Here is a 19,641-nt window from a genome sequence, read left to right on the forward strand (position 1 = left end):
ACCAGGCACGCTCCTGGCGGCCCAAACCGAGCGCACTGCCCCGTCCATGGGACCATGGGAGCCTGCGTATGGACCGACATCGTGCCGCCGAGAGCGACCGGAGCCGGACCGTCCGCTCCGACCGACGCTCCGAAGACGCCTCCGACTGCGACCGAGAATCAGGACACTGCGTGCCCGCGATCCCCAGCCACGTGCCCGAGCCGAGCCGTACCGACCCGGCGCTGATCCGCAATTTCTGCATCATCGCGCACATCGACCACGGCAAGTCGACCCTTGCCGACCGGATGCTCCAGCTCACCGGTGTCGTCGACCAGCGGCAGATGCGCGCCCAGTACCTCGACCGCATGGACATCGAGCGTGAGCGCGGCATCACGATCAAGTCCCAGGCGGTGCGACTGCCCTGGGCGCCCACCACGGGCGAGGGCCAGGGCAGCACCCACATCCTCAACATGATCGACACCCCCGGGCACGTCGACTTCACCTACGAGGTCTCGCGCTCCCTCGCCGCGTGTGAGGGCACGGTCCTGCTGGTGGACGCCGCCCAGGGCATCGAGGCGCAGACCCTCGCCAACCTGTACCTGGCGATGGAGAACGACCTCGCGATCGTTCCGGTCCTCAACAAGATCGACCTGCCGGCCGCCCAGCCGGAGAAGTTCGCCGAGGAGCTCGCGAACCTGGTCGGCTGCGACCCCGACGACGTGCTGCGCGTCTCGGCCAAGACCGGCCTGGGCGTCGACGCCCTGCTGGACAAGGTCGTCGCCACCGTCCCGGCCCCGGTCGGCGTCAAGGACGCCCCCGCCCGCGCGATGATCTTCGACTCGGTCTACGACTCGTACCGCGGCGTCGTGACGTACGTCCGTGTGGTCGACGGCCAGCTCAACAAGCGCGAGCGCATCAAGATGATGTCCACCGGCGCCACGCACGAGCTGCTGGAGATCGGTGTCTCCTCCCCGGAGATGACCCCGGCCGACGGCATCGGCGTCGGTGAGGTGGGCTACATCATCACCGGCGTGAAGGACGTCCGTCAGTCCAAGGTCGGTGACACCATCACCAGCCTGCACAACGGCGCGACCGAGGCCCTGGGCGGCTACAAGGACCCGAAGCCGATGGTCTTCTCGGGCCTCTACCCGCTCGACGGCTCGGACTACCCGGACCTGCGCGAGGCCCTGGACAAGCTCCAGCTCAACGACGCCGCGCTGGTCTACGAGCCCGAGACCTCGGCGGCGCTCGGCTTCGGCTTCCGCGTCGGCTTCCTCGGCCTGCTCCACCTGGACGTGGTCCGCGAGCGCCTGGAGCGCGAGTTCGGCCTCGACCTGATCGCCACCGCGCCCAACGTGGTCTACCGGGTGGTCCTGGAGGACGGCAAGGAAGTCACCGTCACCAACCCGAGCGAGTTCCCCGAAGGCAAGATCAAGGACGTCTTCGAGCCGGTCGTCCGGGCCACGGTGCTCGCCCCGACCGAGTTCATCGGCGCGATCATGGAGCTGTGCCAGCAGCGCCGCGGCACGCTCCTGGGCATGGACTACCTCTCCGAGGACCGCGTCGAGATCCGCTACACCCTCCCGCTCGCCGAGATCGTCTTCGACTTCTTCGACCAGCTGAAGTCCAAGACGCGCGGCTACGCCTCCCTCGACTACGAGCCCACCGGCGAGCAGGCCTCCAGCCTGGTCAAGGTCGACATCCTGCTGCACGGCGACAAGGTCGACGCCTTCTCCGCCGTCTGCCACAAGGACGCCGCCTACGCCTACGGCGTGCGCCTCGTCGCCAAGCTGCGCGAGCTCATCCCGCGGCAGGCCTTCGAGGTGCCGATCCAGGCTGCCGTCGGCTCCCGCGTCATCGCCCGCGAGACCATCCGCGCCATCCGCAAGGACGTCCTCGCCAAGTGCTACGGCGGTGACATCTCCCGTAAGCGGAAGCTGCTGGAGAAGCAGAAGGAAGGCAAGAAGCGCATGAAGATGGTCGGCTCCGTGGAGGTCCCGCAGGAGGCCTTCATCGCCGTCCTCTCCAGTGACGAGTCCGGCGCCAAGAAGAAGTAGCCACCTCTCCGTCACCCGGCGTACACAGGCCCCCGCGCATCGGCACGGGGGCCTGTTTCGTTATGAACCGGCCGCTCACTGGCTCTTACGCGCACGCCGGACGCGCTCTAGTCTGATCACTGCTCAACGGTTACTCGCCAGTTTAAAAAGTCAACGGCTGCAAACCCGCCAGTCCCAAGCGCCCCCAGCGCCCCACGCCCACGCGCTGCCGCGTGGATCGGTCCGGAGGATGTCGTGAGCGACACACAGGCCTATCTCGAGAACCGCCCGCCCACGGTGGCGGTGCTCTTCCGCGAGCGCGTCGCAGCGACGCCCAACGACGAGGCCTACCGGTATCCGGTGCCCGCGGCCGGCGGTCAGGGCGCTCCGGACGACTGGAAGTCGCTGAGCTGGAGCCAGGCCGCCGAGCGGGTCTTCGCCATCGCGGCCGGACTGATCTCCCTCGGCCTCGAAACGGAACAGCGCGTCGCCCTCGCCTCCAACACCCGGGTCGAGTGGATCCTCTCCGACCTCGGCGTGATGTGCGCCGGCGGCGCGGTCACCACGATCTACCCCAGCACCAACGCGGACGAGTCGGCGTTCATCCTCGCGGACTCCGAGAGCCGGGTGCTCATCGCCGAGGACGCGAAGCAGCTGGCGAAGGCGCGCGAGCGCCGCGCCGACCTGCCGGGCCTGCGCCACGTCGTGGTCCTTGAGGCCGGCGACGCGGTCGCCGCCGAGGGCGACCCGGAGGGCTGGGTGCTCTCCCTGGCCGACCTGGAGGCGAGAGGCAAGGAGTACCTCGCCAAGCACCCCGACGCCGTCGACGAGCGCATCGCGTCCATCACCTCCGAGCAGCTCGCCACCCTCATCTACACCTCCGGCACCACCGGCCGCCCCAAGGGCGTGCGGCTGCTGCACGACAACTGGTCGTACCTGGCCAAGGCCATGGTGGCCACCGGCCTGATCGGCAAGGAGGACGTCCAGTACCTCTGGCTGCCGCTGGCCCACGTCTTCGGCAAGGTGCTGACCTCCGGCCAGATCGAGGCCGGTCACGTGACGGCCGTCGACGGCCGCATCGACAAGATCATCGAAAACCTGCCGATCGTGCAGCCGACCTACATGGCCGCCGTCCCGCGCATCTTCGAGAAGGTCTACAACGGCGTGGCCGCCAAGGCCCGGGCCGCCGGCGGCGCCAAGTACAAGATCTTCCAGTGGTCCGCCGGCGTCGCCCGCGAGTACGCCAAGGTCACGCAGGACAACTACCGCCGCACCGGGCGGGCGACCGCCCCCTTCGGCCTCACCACCAAGCACAAGATCGCTGACGCGCTCGTCTACTCCAAGCTCCGCGACGCCTTCGGCGGGAAGCTGCGCGCCGCCGTCTCCGGCGCCTCCGCCCTGGCCCCCGACATCGGCTTCTTCTTCTCCGGCGCGGGCATCCACATCCTGGAGGGCTACGGCCTGACGGAGTCCAGCGCGGCCTCCTTCGTGAACCCCGGCGAGGCCTACCGGACCGGCACGGTCGGCAAGCCGCTCCCCGGCACCGAGGTCCGCATCGCCGACGACGGCGAGGTCCTGCTGCGCGGCCCCGGCATCATGCAGGGCTACCACGGCCAGCCGGACAAGACCGCCGAGGTCCTGGAGTCCGACGGCTGGCTGCACACCGGCGACATCGGCGAGCTCTCGCCTGACGGCTACCTGCGCATCACCGACCGCAAGAAGGACCTGATCAAGACCTCGGGCGGCAAGTACGTCGCCCCGGCGGAGATCGAGGGCCGGTTCAAGGCGATCTGCCCGTACGTGTCGACCATCGTCGTGCACGGCGCCGACCGGAACTTCTGCTCGGCGCTGATCGCGCTCGACGAGCCGTCGATCCTGGGCTGGGCCGCCGAGAACGGGCTGGAGGGCAGGACGTACAAGGAGGTCCTGGCCGCGCCGGAGACCGACCGGCTGATCGAGACCTACGTCCAGACCCTGAACGAGGGCCTCCAGCGGTGGCAGACGGTCAAGAAGTTCCGGATCCTGCCGCGCGACCTGGACGTCGAGCACGGCGACCTCACCCCCAGCCTGAAGCTGAAGCGGCCGGTGGTCGAGCGTGAGTTCAAGCACCTGATCGAGGAGATGTACGAGGGGTCCCGCGAGGCCTGACGCCTGCCGCGGGCCCGGCGGGGCGGGGCGGCGTCCCGCCCCGCACTCCCCGCCACACCCCGCACACCCCGCGCCCCCGGGGGCTCGGGAGCGCACGACCGGTGCGGCCCGGCGGCCGGGGGTGTGCCGGGTGCGGGATGATGGGGGTATGCCTTCCGCACTCCCCGACGGTGAACCCATGCCCGAAGACGGCTCGCTGCCGTCGCACGCCCTGGCAGGCGCGGGGGAGCGGCCGCTCGGGTTCTACCTGCACGTCCCGTACTGCGCCACGCGCTGCGGGTACTGCGACTTCAACACCTACACGGCCACCGAGCTGCGGGGCACCGGAGGCGTCCTCGCCTCCCGCGAGAACTACGCCGACACCCTGATCGACGAGGTCCGGCTCGCGCGGAAGGTGCTCGGCGACGACCCGAGGGCCGTCCGCACCGTCTTCGTCGGCGGCGGCACGCCGACGCTGCTGCCCGCCGGGGACCTCGTACGGATGCTCGCGGCGATCCGGGACGAGTTCGGCCTGGCCGACGACGCCGAGATCACCACGGAGGCCAACCCGGAGTCCGTCGACCCGGCGTACCTGGCCGAGCTGCGCGCCGGCGGCTTCAACCGGATCTCCTTCGGCATGCAGAGCGCCAAGCAGCACGTCCTGAAGGTCCTGGACCGCACCCACACGCCCGGACGCCCCGAGGCGTGCGTGGCGGAGGCCCGCGCGGCCGGCTTCGAGCACGTCAACCTCGACCTGATCTACGGGACGCCGGGCGAGACGGACCAGGACTGGCGCGACTCCCTCGCCGCCGCCCTCGGGGCCGGCCCGGACCACGTCAGCGCCTACGCGCTGATCGTCGAGGAGGGCACGCAGCTGGCCCGCCGGATCCGCCGCGGCGAGGTCCCCATGACCGACGACGACGTCCACGCCGACCGCTACCTGATCGCCGACGAGGTCATGGCCCAGGCCGGGTACGCCTGGTACGAGGTGTCGAACTGGGCCACCTCGGAGGCCGGCCGCTGCCTGCACAACGAGCTGTACTGGCGCGGCGCCGACTGGTGGGGCGCCGGGCCGGGCGCGCACTCGCACGTGGGCGGGGTGCGCTGGTGGAACGTCAAGCACCCCGGCGCCTACGCCGCCGCCCTCGCACAGGGGCGCTCCCCGGGTGCGGGGCGCGAGCTCCTCTCGGAGGAGGACCGCCGCGTGGAGCGGATCCTGCTGGAGCTGCGACTCGTGGACGGAGTCCCGCTCTCCCTGCTCGCCCCGGCCGGCCTCGCCTCGTCCCGCAAGGCCCTCGCCGATGGGCTCCTGGAAGCGGGGCCCTACGAGGCCGGGCGGGCCGTGCTGACCCTGCGCGGGCGGCTGCTGGCCGACGCGGTGGTCCGGGACCTGGTCGACTGATCACCCGGAGGGGTGAGTACCCCCGGGTCTCCGCGGAAGCGGTGGGCACGGCTCCAGAGCCAGGTCGTCGACGTCGTCGACGAGGCGAGCGAGCCCGTGCCCGACCCGGTGGTCCTGGATCGCGATGACGATCCCGGCCGGCAGGGGTGACGACGCCGATCACCGCTCCCAGCGGGTCTCGAGGTTCGGCGAGCCGCTGCCGCTGGAACTGCTCGGCATCGAGCCGGAGACGAGCGACTTCGCAACCTTCGAGGGCGTCAGGCCTCACCGTCACCCGTGACGAAGTCGATGAGCTCCTCCACGCGGCCCAGCAGGGTCGGCTCCAGGTCCTTGTAGGAGCCCACCCGGGACAGGATGTGCTGCCAGGCGGCGCCGGTGTTCTCCGGCCAGCCCAGGGCCCGGCAGACGCCCGTCTTCCAGTCCTGGCCGCGCGGGACCACCGGCCACGCTGCGATGCCCAGCGCCGACGGCTTCACCGCCTGCCAGACGTCCACGTACGGGTGGCCCACCACCAGCACGTCAGGCGAGGTCGCGGCGGCCGAGGCGGCGATGCGGAACTCCTTGGAGCCCGGCACCAGGTGGTCCACCAGCACCCCCAGCCGGGCGTCCGGCGTCGGGCCGAACTCCGCCACCACCGCCGGGAGGTCGTCGACGCCCTCCAGGTACTCGACCACCACGCCCTCGATGCGCAGGTCGTCGCCCCACACCCGCTCCACCAGCTCGGCGTCGTGCCGGCCCTCGACGTAGATCCGGCCCGCCCGGGCCACCCGCGCCCGCGCGCCGGGGACGGCGATCGACCCCGACGCCGTACGCGACGGCGCCGACGGGCCCCGGGGCGGCCGGACCAGGGTGACCACCGCGCCGTCCAGCAGGAAGCCCCGCGGCTCCATCGGGAACACCCGGCGCTTGCCGAAACGGTCCTCCAGGGTCACCGTGCCGGCCTCGCAGGCCACCACCGCGCCGCAGAAGTCCGTACCCGCCACCTCGACCACCAGGTCCGCTTCCGCGGCGACCTCCGGCACGGCCTTGGGTCGCTTCCACTGCGGGGTCAGGTCGGGGGAGTACTCGCGCATCCGGCCGACACTAGGAGAGCCGCGCGCCTCCCGCCTCCGACACGCCGGAACGGGCCGCCAGTGTGGCGCGTTGCGCACGCACGAACTCCGCGGTGACCACCGCTCCGTGACCCGGCACGTACAGAGCGTCCTCGCCGCCCAGCGACAGCAGGCGGTCCAGGGCGGCGGGCCACTGCCGGGGCACCGCGTCCGGGCCAGCCAACGGCTCGCCCGACTCCTCGACCAGGTCCCCGCAGAACACCGTCTCGCGTTCGCCCGGGACGAAGACGGCCAGGTCGTGCCCGGTGTGCCCGGGCCCCACGTTGGCCAGCAGCACCTGCACCCCGCCCAGTTCCAGGGTCCACTCGCCCGACACGTGATGGCCGGGCAGCACCAGCAGGTCCACCGCCTCGGCCGCCTCCGCCTCTGCGAGCCCGTGCCGCACCGCGTCCCCGCGCAGCTCCTCGCGGCCCGAGGCGAGCAGCGCGGCCAGCCCGACCGCCCCGAAGACCTCGGCCCCGGGGAAGGCGGCCGCGCCCAGTACGTGATCGAAGTGGCCGTGCGTGAATGCGATATGGGTCACGCTCCGGCCCGTCAGACGCTCGGCCTCGGCCCGCACCTCGGCACCCTCGCGCACGCACGAGCCGGGATCGACCAGGAGGACGGACTCGTCCCCCACCACCAGCCCCACCGTGCAGTCCCACACCGGCAGACGCCGCCGGCCGGCCCTTCCGGTGAGCCGTTCCCAGCCCGCCTCTTCCCAACGTACGTCCATGCCGCGACGCTACCCTGGCGGGCCTCCCTTGCCAGGGTCTTACTACCCGGCCGTACACTGAGCGGGGGCTCTCTGGCACTCGGACGTACAGAGTGCCAGCGAACGCCAGAACACGTCAGAACACGGCAACGGATCACGCTGGAGGTGTGCGCGATGCTCAGCGAACGCAGACTCGAAGTGCTGCGCGCCATCGTCCAGGACTACGTCGGGACGGAAGAGCCGGTCGGCTCCAAGGCGCTCACCGAGCGGCACCGGCTCGGCGTCTCGCCCGCCACCGTGCGCAACGACATGGCGGTGCTGGAGGAAGAGGGCTACATCGCCCAGCCCCACACCAGCGCCGGCCGGATCCCCACCGACAAGGGCTACCGCCTCTTCGTCGACAAGCTCGCGGGGGTCAAGCCGCTGTCGTCGCCCGAGCGCCGGGCCATCCAGAACTTCCTCGACGGGGCCGTCGACCTCGACGACGTCGTCGGCCGCACGGTGCGGCTGCTCGCGCAGCTCACCCGTCAGGTCGCGGTCGTCCAGTACCCGAGCCTGACCCGGTCGACCGTCCGGCACGTGGAGCTGCTCTCGCTCGCCCCCGCGCGCCTGATGCTCGTCCTGATCACGGACACCGGACGCGTCGAGCAGCGGCTCGTCGACTGTCCGAGCCCCTTCGGCGAGGCCTCGCTCGCCGACCTGCGGGCCCGGCTCAACAGCCGGGTCGTCGGCAGGCGCTTCACCGATGTGCCCCCGCTCGTCCAGGACCTCCCGGAGTCCTTCGAGGCCGACGACCGGGGCACCGTCTCCACCGTCCTCTCGACGCTCCTCGAAACCCTGGTCGAGGAGGCGGAGGAGCGGCTGATGATCGGCGGTACCGCCAATCTCACCCGCTTCGGACACGATTTTCCCCTGACGATCAGGCCGGTGCTGGAGGCGCTGGAGGAGCAGGTCGTGCTCCTCAAGCTCCTCGGCGAGGCCAACGAGTCGGGAATGGCCGTAAGGATCGGGCACGAGAACGCCTACGAGGGGCTCAACTCCACGTCGGTCGTCTCGGTCGGTTACGGTTCGGGCGGCGAATCCGTCGCCAAACTCGGCGTGGTCGGACCGACCCGCATGGACTACCCCGGAACGATGGGAGCGGTACGCGCAGTGGCACGTTACGTCGGACAGATCCTGGCGGAGTCGTAAGTGGCCACGGACTACTACGCCGTTCTCGGCGTGCGCCGCGACGCATCGCAGGACGAGATCAAGAAGGCCTTCCGGCGCCTCGCGCGTGAACTCCACCCGGACGTGAATCCGGACCCGAAGACGCAGGAGCGCTTCAAGGAGATCAACGCGGCCTACGAGGTGCTGTCGGACCCGCAGAAGAAGCAGGTCTACGACCTCGGCGGCGACCCGCTGTCCTCCTCGGGCGGCGGCGGAGCCGGCGGTTTCGGGGCGGGCGGCTTCGGCAACTTCTCCGACATCATGGACGCCTTCTTCGGCCAGGCCTCGCAGCGCGGCCCGCGCTCGCGGACCCGGCGCGGCCAGGACGCCATGATCCGCCTCGACCTGGAGCTGGACGAGGCGGCCTTCGGGACGACCAAGGACATCCAGGTCGACACGGCCGTCGTCTGCACCACCTGCTCCGGCGAGGGCGCAGCCCCCGGCACCTCGGCGCAGACGTGTGACATGTGCCGCGGCCGCGGTGAGGTCTCGCAGGTCACCCGGTCCTTCCTGGGCCAGGTCATGACCTCGCGCCCCTGCCCGCAGTGCCAGGGCTTCGGCACCGTCGTCCCGACCCCGTGCCACGAGTGCGCGGGCGACGGACGGGTCCGCTCCCGCCGCAGCCTCACGGTCAAGATCCCGGCCGGTGTCGAGAACGGCACCCGGATCCAGCTCGCGGGCGAGGGCGAGGTCGGCCCCGGCGGCGGCCCCGCCGGCGACCTGTACGTGGAGATCCACGAGCTGGCGCACCCGACCTTCCAGCGGCGCGGGGACGACCTGCACTGCACGGTCACCATCCCGATGACGGCGGCCGCGCTCGGCACCAAGTGCCCGCTGGAGACGCTGGACGGGCTGGAGGAGATCGACATCCGGCCCGGCACCGGGTCCGGCCAGGCGATCCCGCTGCACGGTCGCGGCGTCACCCACCTGCGCGGCGGCGGGCGCGGCGACCTGATCGTCCACGTCGAGGTCACCACCCCGGGCAAGCTGGACGCCCAGCAGGAGGAACTGCTGCGCCAGCTGGCGAAGCTGCGCGGCGAGGAGCGGCCCATGGGCCAGTTCGCGCCGGGCCAGCAGGGCCTCTTCAGCCGCCTGAAGGACGCCTTCAACGGTCGCTGACCGCACGGCGGGCACCGCTTCGAGCCCGGCCCGGGGAGACCCGGCCGGGCTCTTCGCGTACTCCCGGAGGCCGTCCGTCCGCCCGCCGGGAAGCGGACTATGCCAGGCGAAAGCGGTGATTCGGCGCCATGGGCCGGACGTGGCACGATGCAGCCATGTCCACCGCCGCGAACGGTCTCTCCCCCCACCCGATCGTGCAGGCTCCCATGGCGGGCGGCGCCTCCTGCCCGCCGCTCGTCGCCGCCGTGTGCGAGGCCGGCGCACTGGGCTTCCTGGCCGGCGGCTACAAGACCGCCGACGGGATGTACCAGGAGATCAAGCAGGTGCGCGCGCTCACCCGGCACCGCTTCGGCGTCAACCTCTTCATGCCGCAGACCGGGTACGTCGACCCGGCGGCGGTGGAGGCGTACCGCGGGCAGCTGGCCGGGGAGGCCAGCTGGTACGCGATCTCGCTCGCCGAGGAGGACATCATCGGCACCAGCGACGACGGCTACGACGCCAAGCTCGCCATCCTCCTCGAGGACCCGGTCCCGGTCGTGTCGTTCACCTTCGGCTGTCCCGCCCCCGCGGCCCTCGCCGCCCTGCGCAGGGCCGGTACGTACACCGTCGTCACGGTGACCTCCGTCGAGGAGGCCCGCAGCGCCCAGCAGGCGGGCGCCGACGCCGTCTGCGTCCAGGGCGTCGAGGCGGGCGGCCACCAGGGCACCCACCGGGATGACCCGCAGATCGACGGCACGGCGGCGGTGGGACTGCTCGCGCTGGTGGCGCAGGTACGGGAGGCGGTGGCCCTGCCGATCATCGCCGCGGGCGGGGTCATGCGGGGAGGCCAGATCGCCGCGCTGCTGGCGGCCGGCGCGGCGGCGACGCAGCTCGGGACGGCCTTCCTGGTGTGTCCCGAGTCGGGTGCGGACCCCGTGCACAAGAAGGCGCTGACGGATCCGCTCTTCGTCCGGACGGAGCTGACCCGGGCCTTCTCCGGGCGGCCGGCACGGGGGCTGGTCAACCGCTTCATGCGGGAACACGGCCCCTACGCCCCGGCCGCCTACCCCCAGGTCCACCACCTGACCTCGGGGCTGCGCAAGGCTGCCGCCGCGGCCGGCGACCCGCAGGGCATGGCCCTGTGGGCGGGCCAGGGGCACCGGCTCGCGCGGGCGCTGCCGGCGGCGGAGCTGGTGGAGGTGCTGGCGGCCGAACTGGCCCAGGCGCAGAGGATGTTGAAGGAAATGCAGATGAGGAGTGCGTCATGACGGCCCCGGTGTTCGTGGTCGAAGAGGTCCCTGCGGGGGCGGAGTTCGTCCTGGACGGCCCGGAGGGCCGGCACGCCGTGTCCGTGAAGCGGCTGAACCCGGGTGAGCAGGTGGTCCTGACGGACGGCCGGGGCGGCTGGGCGGAGGCGGTCGTCAAGGCGGCCGAGGGCAAGGACCGGCTCGTCGTGGCGGTCGCCGACGCCGGGCGTGAGGAGGAGCCCGCGGTCCGCATCACCGTTGTCCAGGCCCTGCCCAAGGGGGACCGCGGCGAGCTGGCCGTCGAGACCATGACCGAGACCGGCGTGGACGCGATCGTGCCCTGGCAGGCCTCGCGCTGCATCACGCAGTGGCGCGGCGACCGAGGGGCCAAGTCCCTGGCCAAGTGGCGGGCCACGGCCCGCGAGGCGGGCAAGCAGTCCCGCCGGGTCCGCTTCCCTGAGGTGGCCGAGGCCATGTCCACGAAGCAGGTCGCGGCGCTGCTGGCCGGCGCCGATCTGGCGATGGTCCTGCACGAGGACCGCGACACCCCCTCGCAGGCCCTGGCCACGGCCGAGCTGCCCGCCGCCGGCTCCGTCGTCCTGGTGGTCGGCCCGGAGGGCGGCGTCTCCCCGGAGGAGCTGGAGGTCTTCGCCGCGGCGGGGGCGCACCCCTACCGCCTGGGCCGTTCCGTCCTGCGGACCTCCACCGCCGGCACCGCGGCCGCGGCGGTCCTGCTCGCCCGTACCGGACGCTGGGCCTGACCGGCTGGAATGCGCGCCCGCGGCGGGCGCCCGGCTCGATACGATGCCCGGACCGATCAACGTCACGGGAGGGTGCGCAATGGCCGGGGAACCGCAGGCCGACTGCCTGTTCTGCAAGATCGTCGAGGGGGCCGTCCCGGCGACGGTGGTCCGGGAGACCGAGACCACCGTCGCCTTCCGGGACATCAACCCGCAGGCGCCCACGCACGTGCTCGTCATCCCCAAGGTGCACTACCCCGACGCCGCGTCCCTCGCGGCCGCCGAGCCGGGCGTCGCCGCCGACATACTGCGTGAGGCCGCACAGGTCGCCGCCGACGAGAAGATCGACGACCACGGCTACCGGATCGTCTTCAACACCGGCTCCGGGGCCGGCCAGACCGTCTGGCACGCCCACGCGCACGTCCTGGGCGGCCGCGGCCTCCAGTGGCCCCCGGGATAGCACGTGTCCGCCAGGGAATTCGTGGTGCTGGGCACCGCCAGCCAGGTGCCCACCCGCCACCGCAACCACAACGGCTACCTGCTGCGCTGGGACGGCGAGGGCATCCTCTTCGACCCGGGCGAGGGCACGCAGCGGCAGATGCTGCGTGCCGGGGTCGCCGCGCACGACATCAACCGGATCTGCATCACCCATTTCCACGGTGACCACAGCCTCGGCCTCGCCGGTGTGATCCAGCGGATCAATCTCGACCAGGTTCCGCACCCCGTCGCCGCGCACTACCCGGCGTCGGGGCAGAAGTTCTTCGACCGGCTCCGGTACGCCACGGCCTACCGCGAGACCGTGCCGATCACCGAGGAACCGGTGGCCGAGGACGGAACCGTCGCGCACGGGGCCTCGTACGTCCTGGAGGCCCGGCTGCTCTCGCACCCGGTGGAGTCCTTCGGCTACCGGATCACCGAGCCCGACGGCCGCCGGATGGTGCCCGAACTGCTCGCCCGGCACGGGATCAAGGGGCCCGACGTGGGCCGGATCCAGCGCGACGGGCGCCTCGGCGAGGTCACCCTGGAGGAGGTCAGCGAGCCCAGGCCCGGGCAGCGCTTCGCGTTCGTCATGGACACCCGGCTCTGCACCGGCGTGGACGAGCTCGCCGAGGGCTGCGACATGCTGGTGATCGAGTCGACCTTCCTCGACGAGGACGAGCGGCTGGCCACCGACCACGGGCACCTCACCGCAGGCCAGGCGGCGCGCGTGGCGCGGGACGCGGGCGTACGGCACCTCGTGCTGACGCACTTCTCGCAGCGGTACACCGACCCGGCCGAGTTCGAACGCCAGGCGCGGGCGGCGGGGTTCGAGGGGGAGCTCACCGTGGCCGCGGACCTGATGAGGGTGCCGCTGCCGAAGCGGGGCTGACGCTCGCGGCCCGGGACGCGCGGAGTCCCGGGCCCGCCCCCGCGGGTTGCGGCGATCGGGTCGCAGGGCATGTTGTGGGTGACCTGCGCCACACTGGGTTTTGGTCCCGCCCCTGGTGGGGAGACCTGGCAGCTTTCACCGAGAAACGGCCCTTCGAGATCAACCGGGGAGACCACCGTGACCAGTCGGGACCTCGACAGCCGCACCGCAGCCGTGGACCCGCTCGGTCCGCTGCGCGACCCGGAGGAACCCGGCTGCGACGTCTTCCTGACCGGGACGGTCTTCCTCGACATCATCTTCACCGGCCTCGACTCGGCGCCGGTGCGCGGTACGGAGTCCTGGGCGCGCGGCATGGGCTCCAGCCCCGGCGGCGTCGCCAACATGGCCACCGCCCTGGCCCGGCTCGGCCTGCGCACCTCGCTGGCGGCGGCCTTCGGCGACGACCACTACGGCGAGTACTGCTGGGACGCCCTGGAGCAGGGCGAGGGCATCGACCTGTCCATGTCGCGGATCGTCCCCGGCTGGCACAGCCCCGTCACGGTCTCGATGGCCTACGAGGGCGAGCGCACGATGGTCTCCCACGGCCACGAGGCGCCGCCGCCGGCGGACCCCGGGCCCGTGCCGCAGGGCCCGCCGAGAGCCCGCGCCGCCGTGGCCTCCCTGGGCCCCGGCCGCGGAGAGGAGTGGATCGGCGAGGCCGCCCGGCGCGGCTCGCGGGTCTTCGCGGACGTGGGCTGGGACGAGAGCGGGCGGTGGGACCTCGGGGCCCTGGCCGACCTGGAGCACTGCGAGGCCTTCCTGCCGAACGCGGGCGAGGCGATGCGGTACACGCGCACCGAGTGTCCGAGGGCGGCGGCCCGCGCGCTGGCCGAGAAGGTCCCGATCGCGGTGGTGACCATGGGCGCGGAGGGCTCGTACGCGGTCGACGGGCGCACCGGGGAGACCGCGCACGTCCCCGGGATCGCCGTGGAGGCGCTGGACCCGACGGGGGCGGGGGACGTCTACGTGGCGGGCTTCGTCACCGGCACCCTGGCGGGCTGGCCGCTGGCGGACCGGCTGGCCTTCGCCGGGCTGACCGCGGCCCTGTCGGTCCAGGAGTTCGGCGGCTCCCTGTCGGCCCCCGGCTGGCCGGAGGTGGCCCACTGGTGGCGCGGTGCCCCGCACGCGCTGCGCGGCCGCTACGGCTTCCTGGACGACCTGATCCCGTCGGCCGCGACCCCGGCCGCCCGGCGCAGGGCCGTGCCGACCATCGGCTTCCGGCACTCCGCGTAGCCCGGGGGGCTGCGCAGCCCCCCCCCCCGCGGGCCGGGGAGGGCGGTGAAAACCCCTCGGGGAAGCAGCGGCGGCGACGTACGCTTGGTACTCCGGAGGTCGTCGATCGGCGCGGCCCCTCAGCGGGAGGTATGCGCAGGCCACAGTGCCGGCCCATGACTCAGACATCGACAGCCCACATCCCCGCGCCGGGGCAGGCGCGAGCGCACTTCACCGTACCGGCGACACACCCGATGGTGACGGTGCTCGGCTCGGGCGACGCCCTGTTGCGCGTGATCGAGAAGGCCTTCCCGAAGGCCGACATCCATGTTCGGGGCAATCAGGTCAGTGCGATCGGCGAGGCGGCGGAAGTCGCCCTGATCCAGCGACTGTTCGACGAGATGATGCTGGTGCTCCGCACCGGGCAGCCGATGACGGAGGACGCAGTGGAACGCTCGATCGCCATGCTCAAGGCGAGCGCGAACGGCAACGGGGACGGGCCCGAGACGCCCGCCGAGGTGCTCACCCAGAACATCCTCTCCAGCCGCGGCCGCACCATCCGCCCCAAGACCCTCAACCAGAAGCGGTACGTCGACGCGATCGACAAGAACACGATCGTCTTCGGCATCGGCCCCGCCGGTACCGGAAAGACCTACCTCGCCATGGCCAAGGCGGTCCAGGCCCTGCAGTCCAAGCAGGTCAGCCGGATCATCCTGACCCGGCCCGCCGTCGAGGCGGGGGAGCGGCTCGGCTTCCTGCCGGGCACCCTCTTCGACAAGATCGACCCGTACCTGCGCCCGCTCTACGACGCGCTGCACGACATGCTCGACCCCGACTCGATCCCGCGGCTGATGGCGGCGGGCACGATCGAGGTCGCGCCGCTGGCCTACATGCGCGGCCGCACGCTGAACGACGCGTTCGTGGTCCTCGACGAGGCCCAGAACACGACCACCGAGCAGATGAAGATGTTCCTGACCCGGCTCGGCTTCGACTCGAAGATCGTGATCACCGGTGACATCACCCAGATCGACCTGCCCGGCGGGGCCAGGAGCGGTCTGCGCCAGGTCCAGGAAATCCTCGACGGGGTACCGGACATCCACTTCTCGAGGCTCACCTCCGAGGATGTCGTCCGGCACAAGCTGGTCGGCCGTATCGTCGACGCGTACGAGAAGTACGACGACGGCCAGCAGGCCGCCAACGGCTACAAGCGGAAGTAGAACCCAGCGCACCATGTCGATCGACGTCAACAACGAGTCCGGAACCGAGGTCGACGAGCAGGCGATCCTCGACATCGCCCGTTACGCGCTCGCCCGGATGCGGATCCACCCGCTCTCGGAGCTCTCCGTCATCGTCATCGACGAGGACGCGATGGAGCAGCTCCACATCCAGTGGATGGACCTGCCCGGCCCGACCGACGTCATGTCCTTCCCGATGGACGAGCTCCGTCCGCCGGGGAAGGACGAAGAGGAGCCCCCGCAGGGGCTCCTCGGCGACATCGTGCTCTGCCCCGAGGTCGCGAAGAAGCAGGGCGAGGAAGCCCCGACGCAGCACTCCATGGACGAGGAGCTCCAGCTCCTGACCGTCCACGGGGTGCTGCACCTGCTCGGGTACGACCACGAGGAGCCGGACGAGAAGGCCGAGATGTTCGGCCTCCAGGCGGCCATCGTGGACGGCTGGCGCGGTGAGCGCGGGCTGACCGGCCCGTCCCCGGCTCCCACCGTCTCGTGAGCGCCCCGCAACTGATCACCGGCGCGGTGCTGCTGGTGGTCGTGGCCTGGTTCGCGGCGTGCGCGGAGTCGGGCATCGCCCGCATCTCGATCTTCCGCGCCGAGCAGGCCGTACGGGAGGGCAGGCGCGGCAGCGAGAAGCTCGCCCAGGTCGCCGGCGACCCCACCCGCTACCTCAACGTGGCGCTGCTGGTCCGGGTCACCTGCGAGATGGCGGCCGGGGTCCTCGTCACCTACGTCTGCCTCGACGAGTTCGGCGAGAACTGGACCGCGCTGCTCGTGGCAATCGCCGTGATGGTGCTGGTCTCCTTCGTCGCCGTGGGCGTCTCCCCGCGTACGATCGGCCGCCAGCACCCGCTGAACACGGCGACGGCGGCCGCGTACGTCCTCGTACCGCTCGCCAGGATCATGGGGCCGATCCCGCAGCTGCTGATCCTCATCGGCAACGCCCTCACCCCCGGGAAGGGCTTCCGCAAGGGCCCCTTCGCCTCCGAGGCCGAGCTGCGGGCGATGGTCGACCTCGCCGAGAAGGAATCGCTCATCGAGGACGACGAGCGCCGGATGGTGCACCAGGTCTTCGAGCTCGGCGACACCCTCGTGCGCGAGGTGATGGTGCCGCGCACCGACCTGGTCTGCATCGAGCGCTACAAGACGGTCCGCCAGGCGACCACGCTCGCCCTGCGGTCCGGTTTCTCGCGCATCCCGGTCACCGGGGAGAACGAGGACGACATCGTCGGGATCGTCTACCTGAAGGACCTCGTCCGCAAGACGCACGTCAACCGGGAGTCCGAGGCCGACCTGGTGTCGACGGCGATGCGGCCGGCCGTCTTCGTGCCGGACACCAAGAACGCGGGCGATCTGCTGCGCGAGATGCAGCAGGTGCGCAACCACGTGGCCGTCGTGATCGACGAGTACGGCGGCACGGCCGGCATCGTCACCATCGAGGACATCCTCGAGGAGATCGTCGGCGAGATCACGGACGAGTACGACCGGGAGCTCCCGCCGGTCGAGGACCTGGGCGAGGACCGCTACCGGGTCACGGCGCGCCTGGACATCACCGACCTCGGTGAGCTGTTCAAGGTCGAGGCCTTCGACGACGAGGACGTCGAGACGGTCGGCGGACTGCTGGCGAAGGCGCTGGGCCGGGTGCCGATCGCGGGCGCCTCGGCGCTGGTGGAACTGCCCGACGGGCGTCCGCTGCGGCTGACGGCCGAGTCGCCGGCGGGCCGGCGGAACAAGATCGTGACGGTGCTGGTCGAACCGGTGGCCGCGGCGGAGGCCGCGGGGGAGGAGGGGGAATGACCCCGGCGCAGTTGCGGGAGTTCTGCCTGGGCTTCAACGCGGCGGTGGAGGAGTTCCCCTTCACCCCGGAGACCTCGGTGTTCAAGGTGAAGGGGAAGATGTTCGCGCTCAGCGCGCTGGATGCCGAGCCGCTGAAGGTCAACCTCAAGTGCGAGCCGGAGCTGGCGGTACGGCTGCGCGAGGAGCACGAGGCGATCGCGCCGGGCTATCACATGAACAAGCGGCACTGGAACACGGTGACCGTTGGCGGGATCCCCGACGCGATGCTGCGCGAGCTCGTCGAGGACTCCTACGACCTGGTGGTGGCGGGGCTGCCGCGGGCGGAGCGGCTGAAGCTCGACCGGCCCTGAGGCCTGGGCGTGGCCGGGCCCTGCGCCGGGCCGCGGCGGGGTCGTTGCACGGCCGGGCAGCGGCGCTCCCTATGCTTTCGACCATGACGGAGAGCACCGGGATCGACCCCGAGGACAGCAAGATCATCACGCTGGCGCGCAGCGCCCGTGCCCGCAACGGGGTGCCCGAGGGGGCGGCGGTGCGGGACGAGACGGGCCGGACGTACGTCGCGGGGACGGTGGAGCTCGACTCCCTGAAGCTGAGCGCGCTGCAGGCCGCGGTCGCGATGGCCGTGGCCAGCGGGGCCCGGTCGCTGGAGGCCGCCGCCGTCGTGAGCGCGGCCGACGCCCCGGCCGAGGCCGACCGCGCGGCCGTCCGCGACCTCGGCGGCCCGGACACCCCGGTCCTCCTGGCCGCCCCGGACGGCTCCCTGAAGTCCACGACCCCGGCGGGCCAGTAGCCCCGGCGGGCCAGTAGCCCCGGCGGGATCGCCGCCCCGGCCCCGCCCGGCCTCGGCAGCGCACATCCAGCCCCGCCGGCGTTTGAGGCGCGGGGTCCGGGGCGGAAGCCCCAGGGAACCCGGCTCCGCCCGGCCCCGCCCCTCAAACTCCCCCGGCTACCGCCGGGAGGTGCCCCTGGCGAGGCCGCAATCGCGGGCCCGCGCCTGCCCGGGAATCGGCTGCCCCGGCCGGGAGGCTAACGGCGGCGGATGACCATCGCCATCAGGGCCGCCATCGCGCACAGGCCGCCCGAGGCGTACCAGACCACGTCGTACGAGCCCGTGAGGTCCCGGGCCAGGCCGCCCAGGAAGGCCACCACCGCCGCACCGATCTGGTGCGAGGCGAGCACCCAGCCGAAGACGATCGCGCCGTCGTCCCCGTAGTGCTCGCGGCACAGGGCGATCGTCGGGGGGACGGTCGCGACCCAGTCCAGGCCGTAGAAGACGATGAAGAAGACCAGCGGCGGCCGCACCGACGGCGCCAGCAGGATCGGCAGGAACAGCAGCGACACCCCGCGCAGGGCGTAGTAGACGGCCAGCAGCCGCCGGGACTCGAAGCGGTCCGTGAACCAGCCCGAGGCGATCGTGCCGACCACGTCGAAGACGCCGATCACCGCCAGCAGCCCGGCGGCCGCCGTCACCGGCATGCCGTGGTCGTGCGCCGCCGGCACGAAGTGCGTCCGCACCAGCCCGTTCGTCGAGGCCCCGCAGATCGCGAAGGTGCCCGCGAGGAGCCAGAACGGGCCGGTCCGGGCCGCGTCGGCGAGGACCTTCAGCGCCCGCCCGGCCGCACCCGCGGCCGGGGCGGGCTTGGGCGCGTAGGTGCCGCCGTACGGCGCGAGCCCCACGTCCGCGGGGTGGTCGCGCAGCAGCAGCCAGACGAACGGCACGACGGCCAGCGCGGCCACGGCGACCGTCACCGTCGCCGGGCGCCAGCCGTGGCGGTCCACCAGCCACGCCAGCAGCGGCAGGAAGACCAGCTGCCCCGAGGCCCCGGCGGCGGTCAGGATGCCGGTGACCAGGCCGCGCCGGGCGGTGAACCAGCGGCCCGTCACCGTCGCGGCGAAGGCAAGGGCCATCGAGCCGCTGCCCAGCCCCACCAGGACGCCCCAGCACAGCACCAGCTGCCAGGGCTCGGTCATCCACACCGTGGCCACCGCACCGCCCGCGATGACGGTCAGGGCCACCGCCACGACCCGGCGGATGCCGAACCGGTCCATCAGCGCCGCGGCGAAGGGCGCGGTGATCCCGTAGAGGGCCAGGTTCACGGAGACGGCCACCCCGATGGTGCCGCGCGACCAGTCGAACTCCTCGTGCAGCGGCTCGATGAGCAGTCCGGGCAGGGAGGCGAAACCGGCGGCGCCGATGATCGTCACGAAGGCGACGGCGGCGACGTACCAGGCGCGGTGGACGCGTCCGGCCCTCCGCGGGGAGGGGGCGGGAAGGGTGCCGGGGGCGGGGGCTGTCTGGGTCACGCGAGAAGCCTCGGGCCGGCGGGACACCGTACGACAGTGGCCTG

The 19,641-nt window shown here is 72.2% G+C and carries 19 protein-coding genes; 16 read left to right on the forward strand and 3 right to left on the reverse strand.

Annotated features, from left to right (window positions below; translation table 11 throughout):
• Positions 1–170: 170 nt before the first annotated feature.
• The 4 genes from lepA (at position 171) to OHA91_RS25090 (ending at position 5,824) form a co-directional block, all read left to right on the forward strand.
• Positions 171–2,036, forward strand: coding sequence for a translation elongation factor 4 (gene lepA / locus OHA91_RS25075; protein WP_031145712.1), 1,866 nt, complete (start codon positions 171–173; stop codon positions 2,034–2,036).
• A gap of 234 nt (positions 2,037–2,270) precedes the next feature.
• Complete coding sequence (locus OHA91_RS25080) at positions 2,271–4,163, forward strand: AMP-dependent synthetase/ligase (RefSeq protein ID WP_031145715.1); 1,893 nt, start codon at positions 2,271–2,273, stop codon at positions 4,161–4,163.
• A 148-nt stretch (positions 4,164–4,311) separates the two neighbouring features.
• Complete coding sequence (hemW, locus tag OHA91_RS25085) at positions 4,312–5,544, forward strand: radical SAM family heme chaperone HemW (protein ID WP_328740059.1); 1,233 nt, start codon at positions 4,312–4,314, stop codon at positions 5,542–5,544.
• 124 nt (positions 5,545–5,668) lie between these two features.
• Positions 5,669–5,824 (forward strand): hypothetical protein, encoded by a 156-nt coding sequence (locus OHA91_RS25090; RefSeq protein WP_328740060.1) that lies wholly within the window; start codon positions 5,669–5,671, stop codon positions 5,822–5,824.
• Here OHA91_RS25090 and OHA91_RS25095 read toward each other — a convergent pair.
• Together OHA91_RS25095 and OHA91_RS25100 are read right to left on the reverse strand one after the other, a co-directional pair.
• Positions 5,802–6,617: a DUF3097 domain-containing protein gene (locus OHA91_RS25095; protein ID WP_031145719.1), complete on the reverse strand. Its 816-nt coding sequence runs from the start codon at positions 6,615–6,617 to the stop codon at positions 5,802–5,804. The genes OHA91_RS25090 and OHA91_RS25095 overlap by 23 nt on opposite strands.
• A gap of 10 nt (positions 6,618–6,627) precedes the next feature.
• Positions 6,628–7,371 (reverse strand): MBL fold metallo-hydrolase, encoded by a 744-nt coding sequence (locus OHA91_RS25100; protein WP_328740061.1) that lies wholly within the window; start codon positions 7,369–7,371, stop codon positions 6,628–6,630.
• A 153-nt stretch (positions 7,372–7,524) separates the two neighbouring features.
• On the opposite strand from OHA91_RS25100, the gene hrcA reads away from it, so the two are divergent.
• The 12 genes from hrcA (at position 7,525) to OHA91_RS25160 (ending at position 18,083) form a co-directional block, all read left to right on the forward strand.
• On the forward strand, positions 7,525–8,541 hold the full coding sequence (gene hrcA / locus OHA91_RS25105) for a heat-inducible transcriptional repressor HrcA (RefSeq protein ID WP_031145723.1): 1,017 nt from the start codon (positions 7,525–7,527) through the stop codon (positions 8,539–8,541).
• On the forward strand, positions 8,542–9,678 hold the full coding sequence (gene dnaJ / locus OHA91_RS25110) for a molecular chaperone DnaJ (RefSeq protein WP_031145725.1): 1,137 nt from the start codon (positions 8,542–8,544) through the stop codon (positions 9,676–9,678).
• Positions 9,679–9,833: 155 nt separating this feature from the next.
• Positions 9,834–10,925 (forward strand): nitronate monooxygenase, encoded by a 1,092-nt coding sequence (locus OHA91_RS25115; protein ID WP_328740063.1) that lies wholly within the window; start codon positions 9,834–9,836, stop codon positions 10,923–10,925.
• The gene (locus tag OHA91_RS25120) at positions 10,922–11,665 is read left to right on the forward strand and encodes a 16S rRNA (uracil(1498)-N(3))-methyltransferase (protein ID WP_031145730.1); all 744 of its coding nucleotides are present in this window, start codon (positions 10,922–10,924) and stop codon (positions 11,663–11,665) included. Before OHA91_RS25115 ends, OHA91_RS25120 begins: the two co-directional genes overlap by 4 nt.
• A 79-nt stretch (positions 11,666–11,744) precedes the next feature.
• Positions 11,745–12,104: a histidine triad nucleotide-binding protein gene (locus OHA91_RS25125; protein ID WP_030027777.1), complete on the forward strand. Its 360-nt coding sequence runs from the start codon at positions 11,745–11,747 to the stop codon at positions 12,102–12,104.
• A gap of 3 nt (positions 12,105–12,107) precedes the next feature.
• Entirely contained in the window at positions 12,108–13,013 is a 906-nt protein-coding gene (locus OHA91_RS25130) for a ribonuclease Z (protein WP_031145733.1), read from the forward strand.
• A 177-nt stretch (positions 13,014–13,190) separates the two neighbouring features.
• The gene (locus OHA91_RS25135) at positions 13,191–14,285 is read left to right on the forward strand and encodes a carbohydrate kinase family protein (RefSeq protein ID WP_031145735.1); all 1,095 of its coding nucleotides are present in this window, start codon (positions 13,191–13,193) and stop codon (positions 14,283–14,285) included.
• Positions 14,286–14,440: 155 nt separating this feature from the next.
• Positions 14,441–15,481: a PhoH family protein gene (locus OHA91_RS25140; protein WP_328740064.1), complete on the forward strand. Its 1,041-nt coding sequence runs from the start codon at positions 14,441–14,443 to the stop codon at positions 15,479–15,481.
• 13 nt (positions 15,482–15,494) lie between these two features.
• Positions 15,495–15,992 carry an rRNA maturation RNase YbeY gene (ybeY, locus tag OHA91_RS25145; protein WP_031145740.1) on the forward strand — a complete coding sequence of 166 codons (498 nt, stop codon included), beginning with the start codon at positions 15,495–15,497 and terminating at the stop codon, positions 15,990–15,992.
• A complete protein-coding gene (locus tag OHA91_RS25150) occupies positions 15,989–17,293 on the forward strand; it encodes a hemolysin family protein (RefSeq protein WP_031145742.1) in 1,305 nt (434 codons plus the stop codon). The genes ybeY and OHA91_RS25150 overlap by 4 nt, the downstream gene beginning before the upstream one ends.
• Positions 17,290–17,643 carry an MmcQ/YjbR family DNA-binding protein gene (locus tag OHA91_RS25155; protein WP_031145744.1) on the forward strand — a complete coding sequence of 118 codons (354 nt, stop codon included), beginning with the start codon at positions 17,290–17,292 and terminating at the stop codon, positions 17,641–17,643. The genes OHA91_RS25150 and OHA91_RS25155 overlap by 4 nt, the downstream gene beginning before the upstream one ends.
• Before the next feature lie 83 nt (positions 17,644–17,726).
• Complete coding sequence (locus OHA91_RS25160; RefSeq protein ID WP_031145746.1) at positions 17,727–18,083, forward strand: cytidine deaminase; 357 nt, start codon at positions 17,727–17,729, stop codon at positions 18,081–18,083.
• A 236-nt stretch (positions 18,084–18,319) separates the two neighbouring features.
• Here OHA91_RS25160 and OHA91_RS25165 read toward each other — a convergent pair whose 3' ends face one another.
• Positions 18,320–19,597 (reverse strand): MFS transporter, encoded by a 1,278-nt coding sequence (locus OHA91_RS25165; RefSeq protein ID WP_328740065.1) that lies wholly within the window; start codon positions 19,595–19,597, stop codon positions 18,320–18,322.
• Positions 19,598–19,641 lie beyond the last annotated feature (44 nt).

The sequence above is a fragment of the Streptomyces erythrochromogenes genome, assembly GCF_036170895.1.
GTDB lineage: Bacteria > Actinomycetota > Actinomycetes > Streptomycetales > Streptomycetaceae > Streptomyces > Streptomyces erythrochromogenes.

Excerpts from the sequence above, each read along its gene's own strand:
- hemW (WP_328740059.1), top strand. The coding sequence starts at position 4,312 with ATGCCTTCCGCACTCCCCGACGGTGAACCCATGCCCGAAGACGGCTCG.
- OHA91_RS25090 (WP_328740060.1), top strand. The coding sequence starts at position 5,669 with ATGACGATCCCGGCCGGCAGGGGTGACGACGCCGATCACCGCTCCCAG.
- OHA91_RS25095 (WP_031145719.1), bottom strand. The coding sequence starts at position 6,617 with ATGCGCGAGTACTCCCCCGACCTGACCCCGCAGTGGAAGCGACCCAAG.
- OHA91_RS25100 (WP_328740061.1), bottom strand. The coding sequence starts at position 7,371 with ATGGACGTACGTTGGGAAGAGGCGGGCTGGGAACGGCTCACCGGAAGG.
- hrcA (WP_031145723.1), top strand. The coding sequence starts at position 7,525 with ATGCTCAGCGAACGCAGACTCGAAGTGCTGCGCGCCATCGTCCAGGAC.
- OHA91_RS25115 (WP_328740063.1), top strand. The coding sequence starts at position 9,834 with ATGTCCACCGCCGCGAACGGTCTCTCCCCCCACCCGATCGTGCAGGCT.
- OHA91_RS25120 (WP_031145730.1), top strand. The coding sequence starts at position 10,922 with ATGACGGCCCCGGTGTTCGTGGTCGAAGAGGTCCCTGCGGGGGCGGAG.
- OHA91_RS25125 (WP_030027777.1), top strand. The coding sequence starts at position 11,745 with ATGGCCGGGGAACCGCAGGCCGACTGCCTGTTCTGCAAGATCGTCGAG.
- OHA91_RS25140 (WP_328740064.1), top strand. The coding sequence starts at position 14,441 with ATGACTCAGACATCGACAGCCCACATCCCCGCGCCGGGGCAGGCGCGA.
- ybeY (WP_031145740.1), top strand. The coding sequence starts at position 15,495 with ATGTCGATCGACGTCAACAACGAGTCCGGAACCGAGGTCGACGAGCAG.
- OHA91_RS25155 (WP_031145744.1), top strand. The coding sequence starts at position 17,290 with ATGACCCCGGCGCAGTTGCGGGAGTTCTGCCTGGGCTTCAACGCGGCG.
- OHA91_RS25160 (WP_031145746.1), top strand. The coding sequence starts at position 17,727 with ATGACGGAGAGCACCGGGATCGACCCCGAGGACAGCAAGATCATCACG.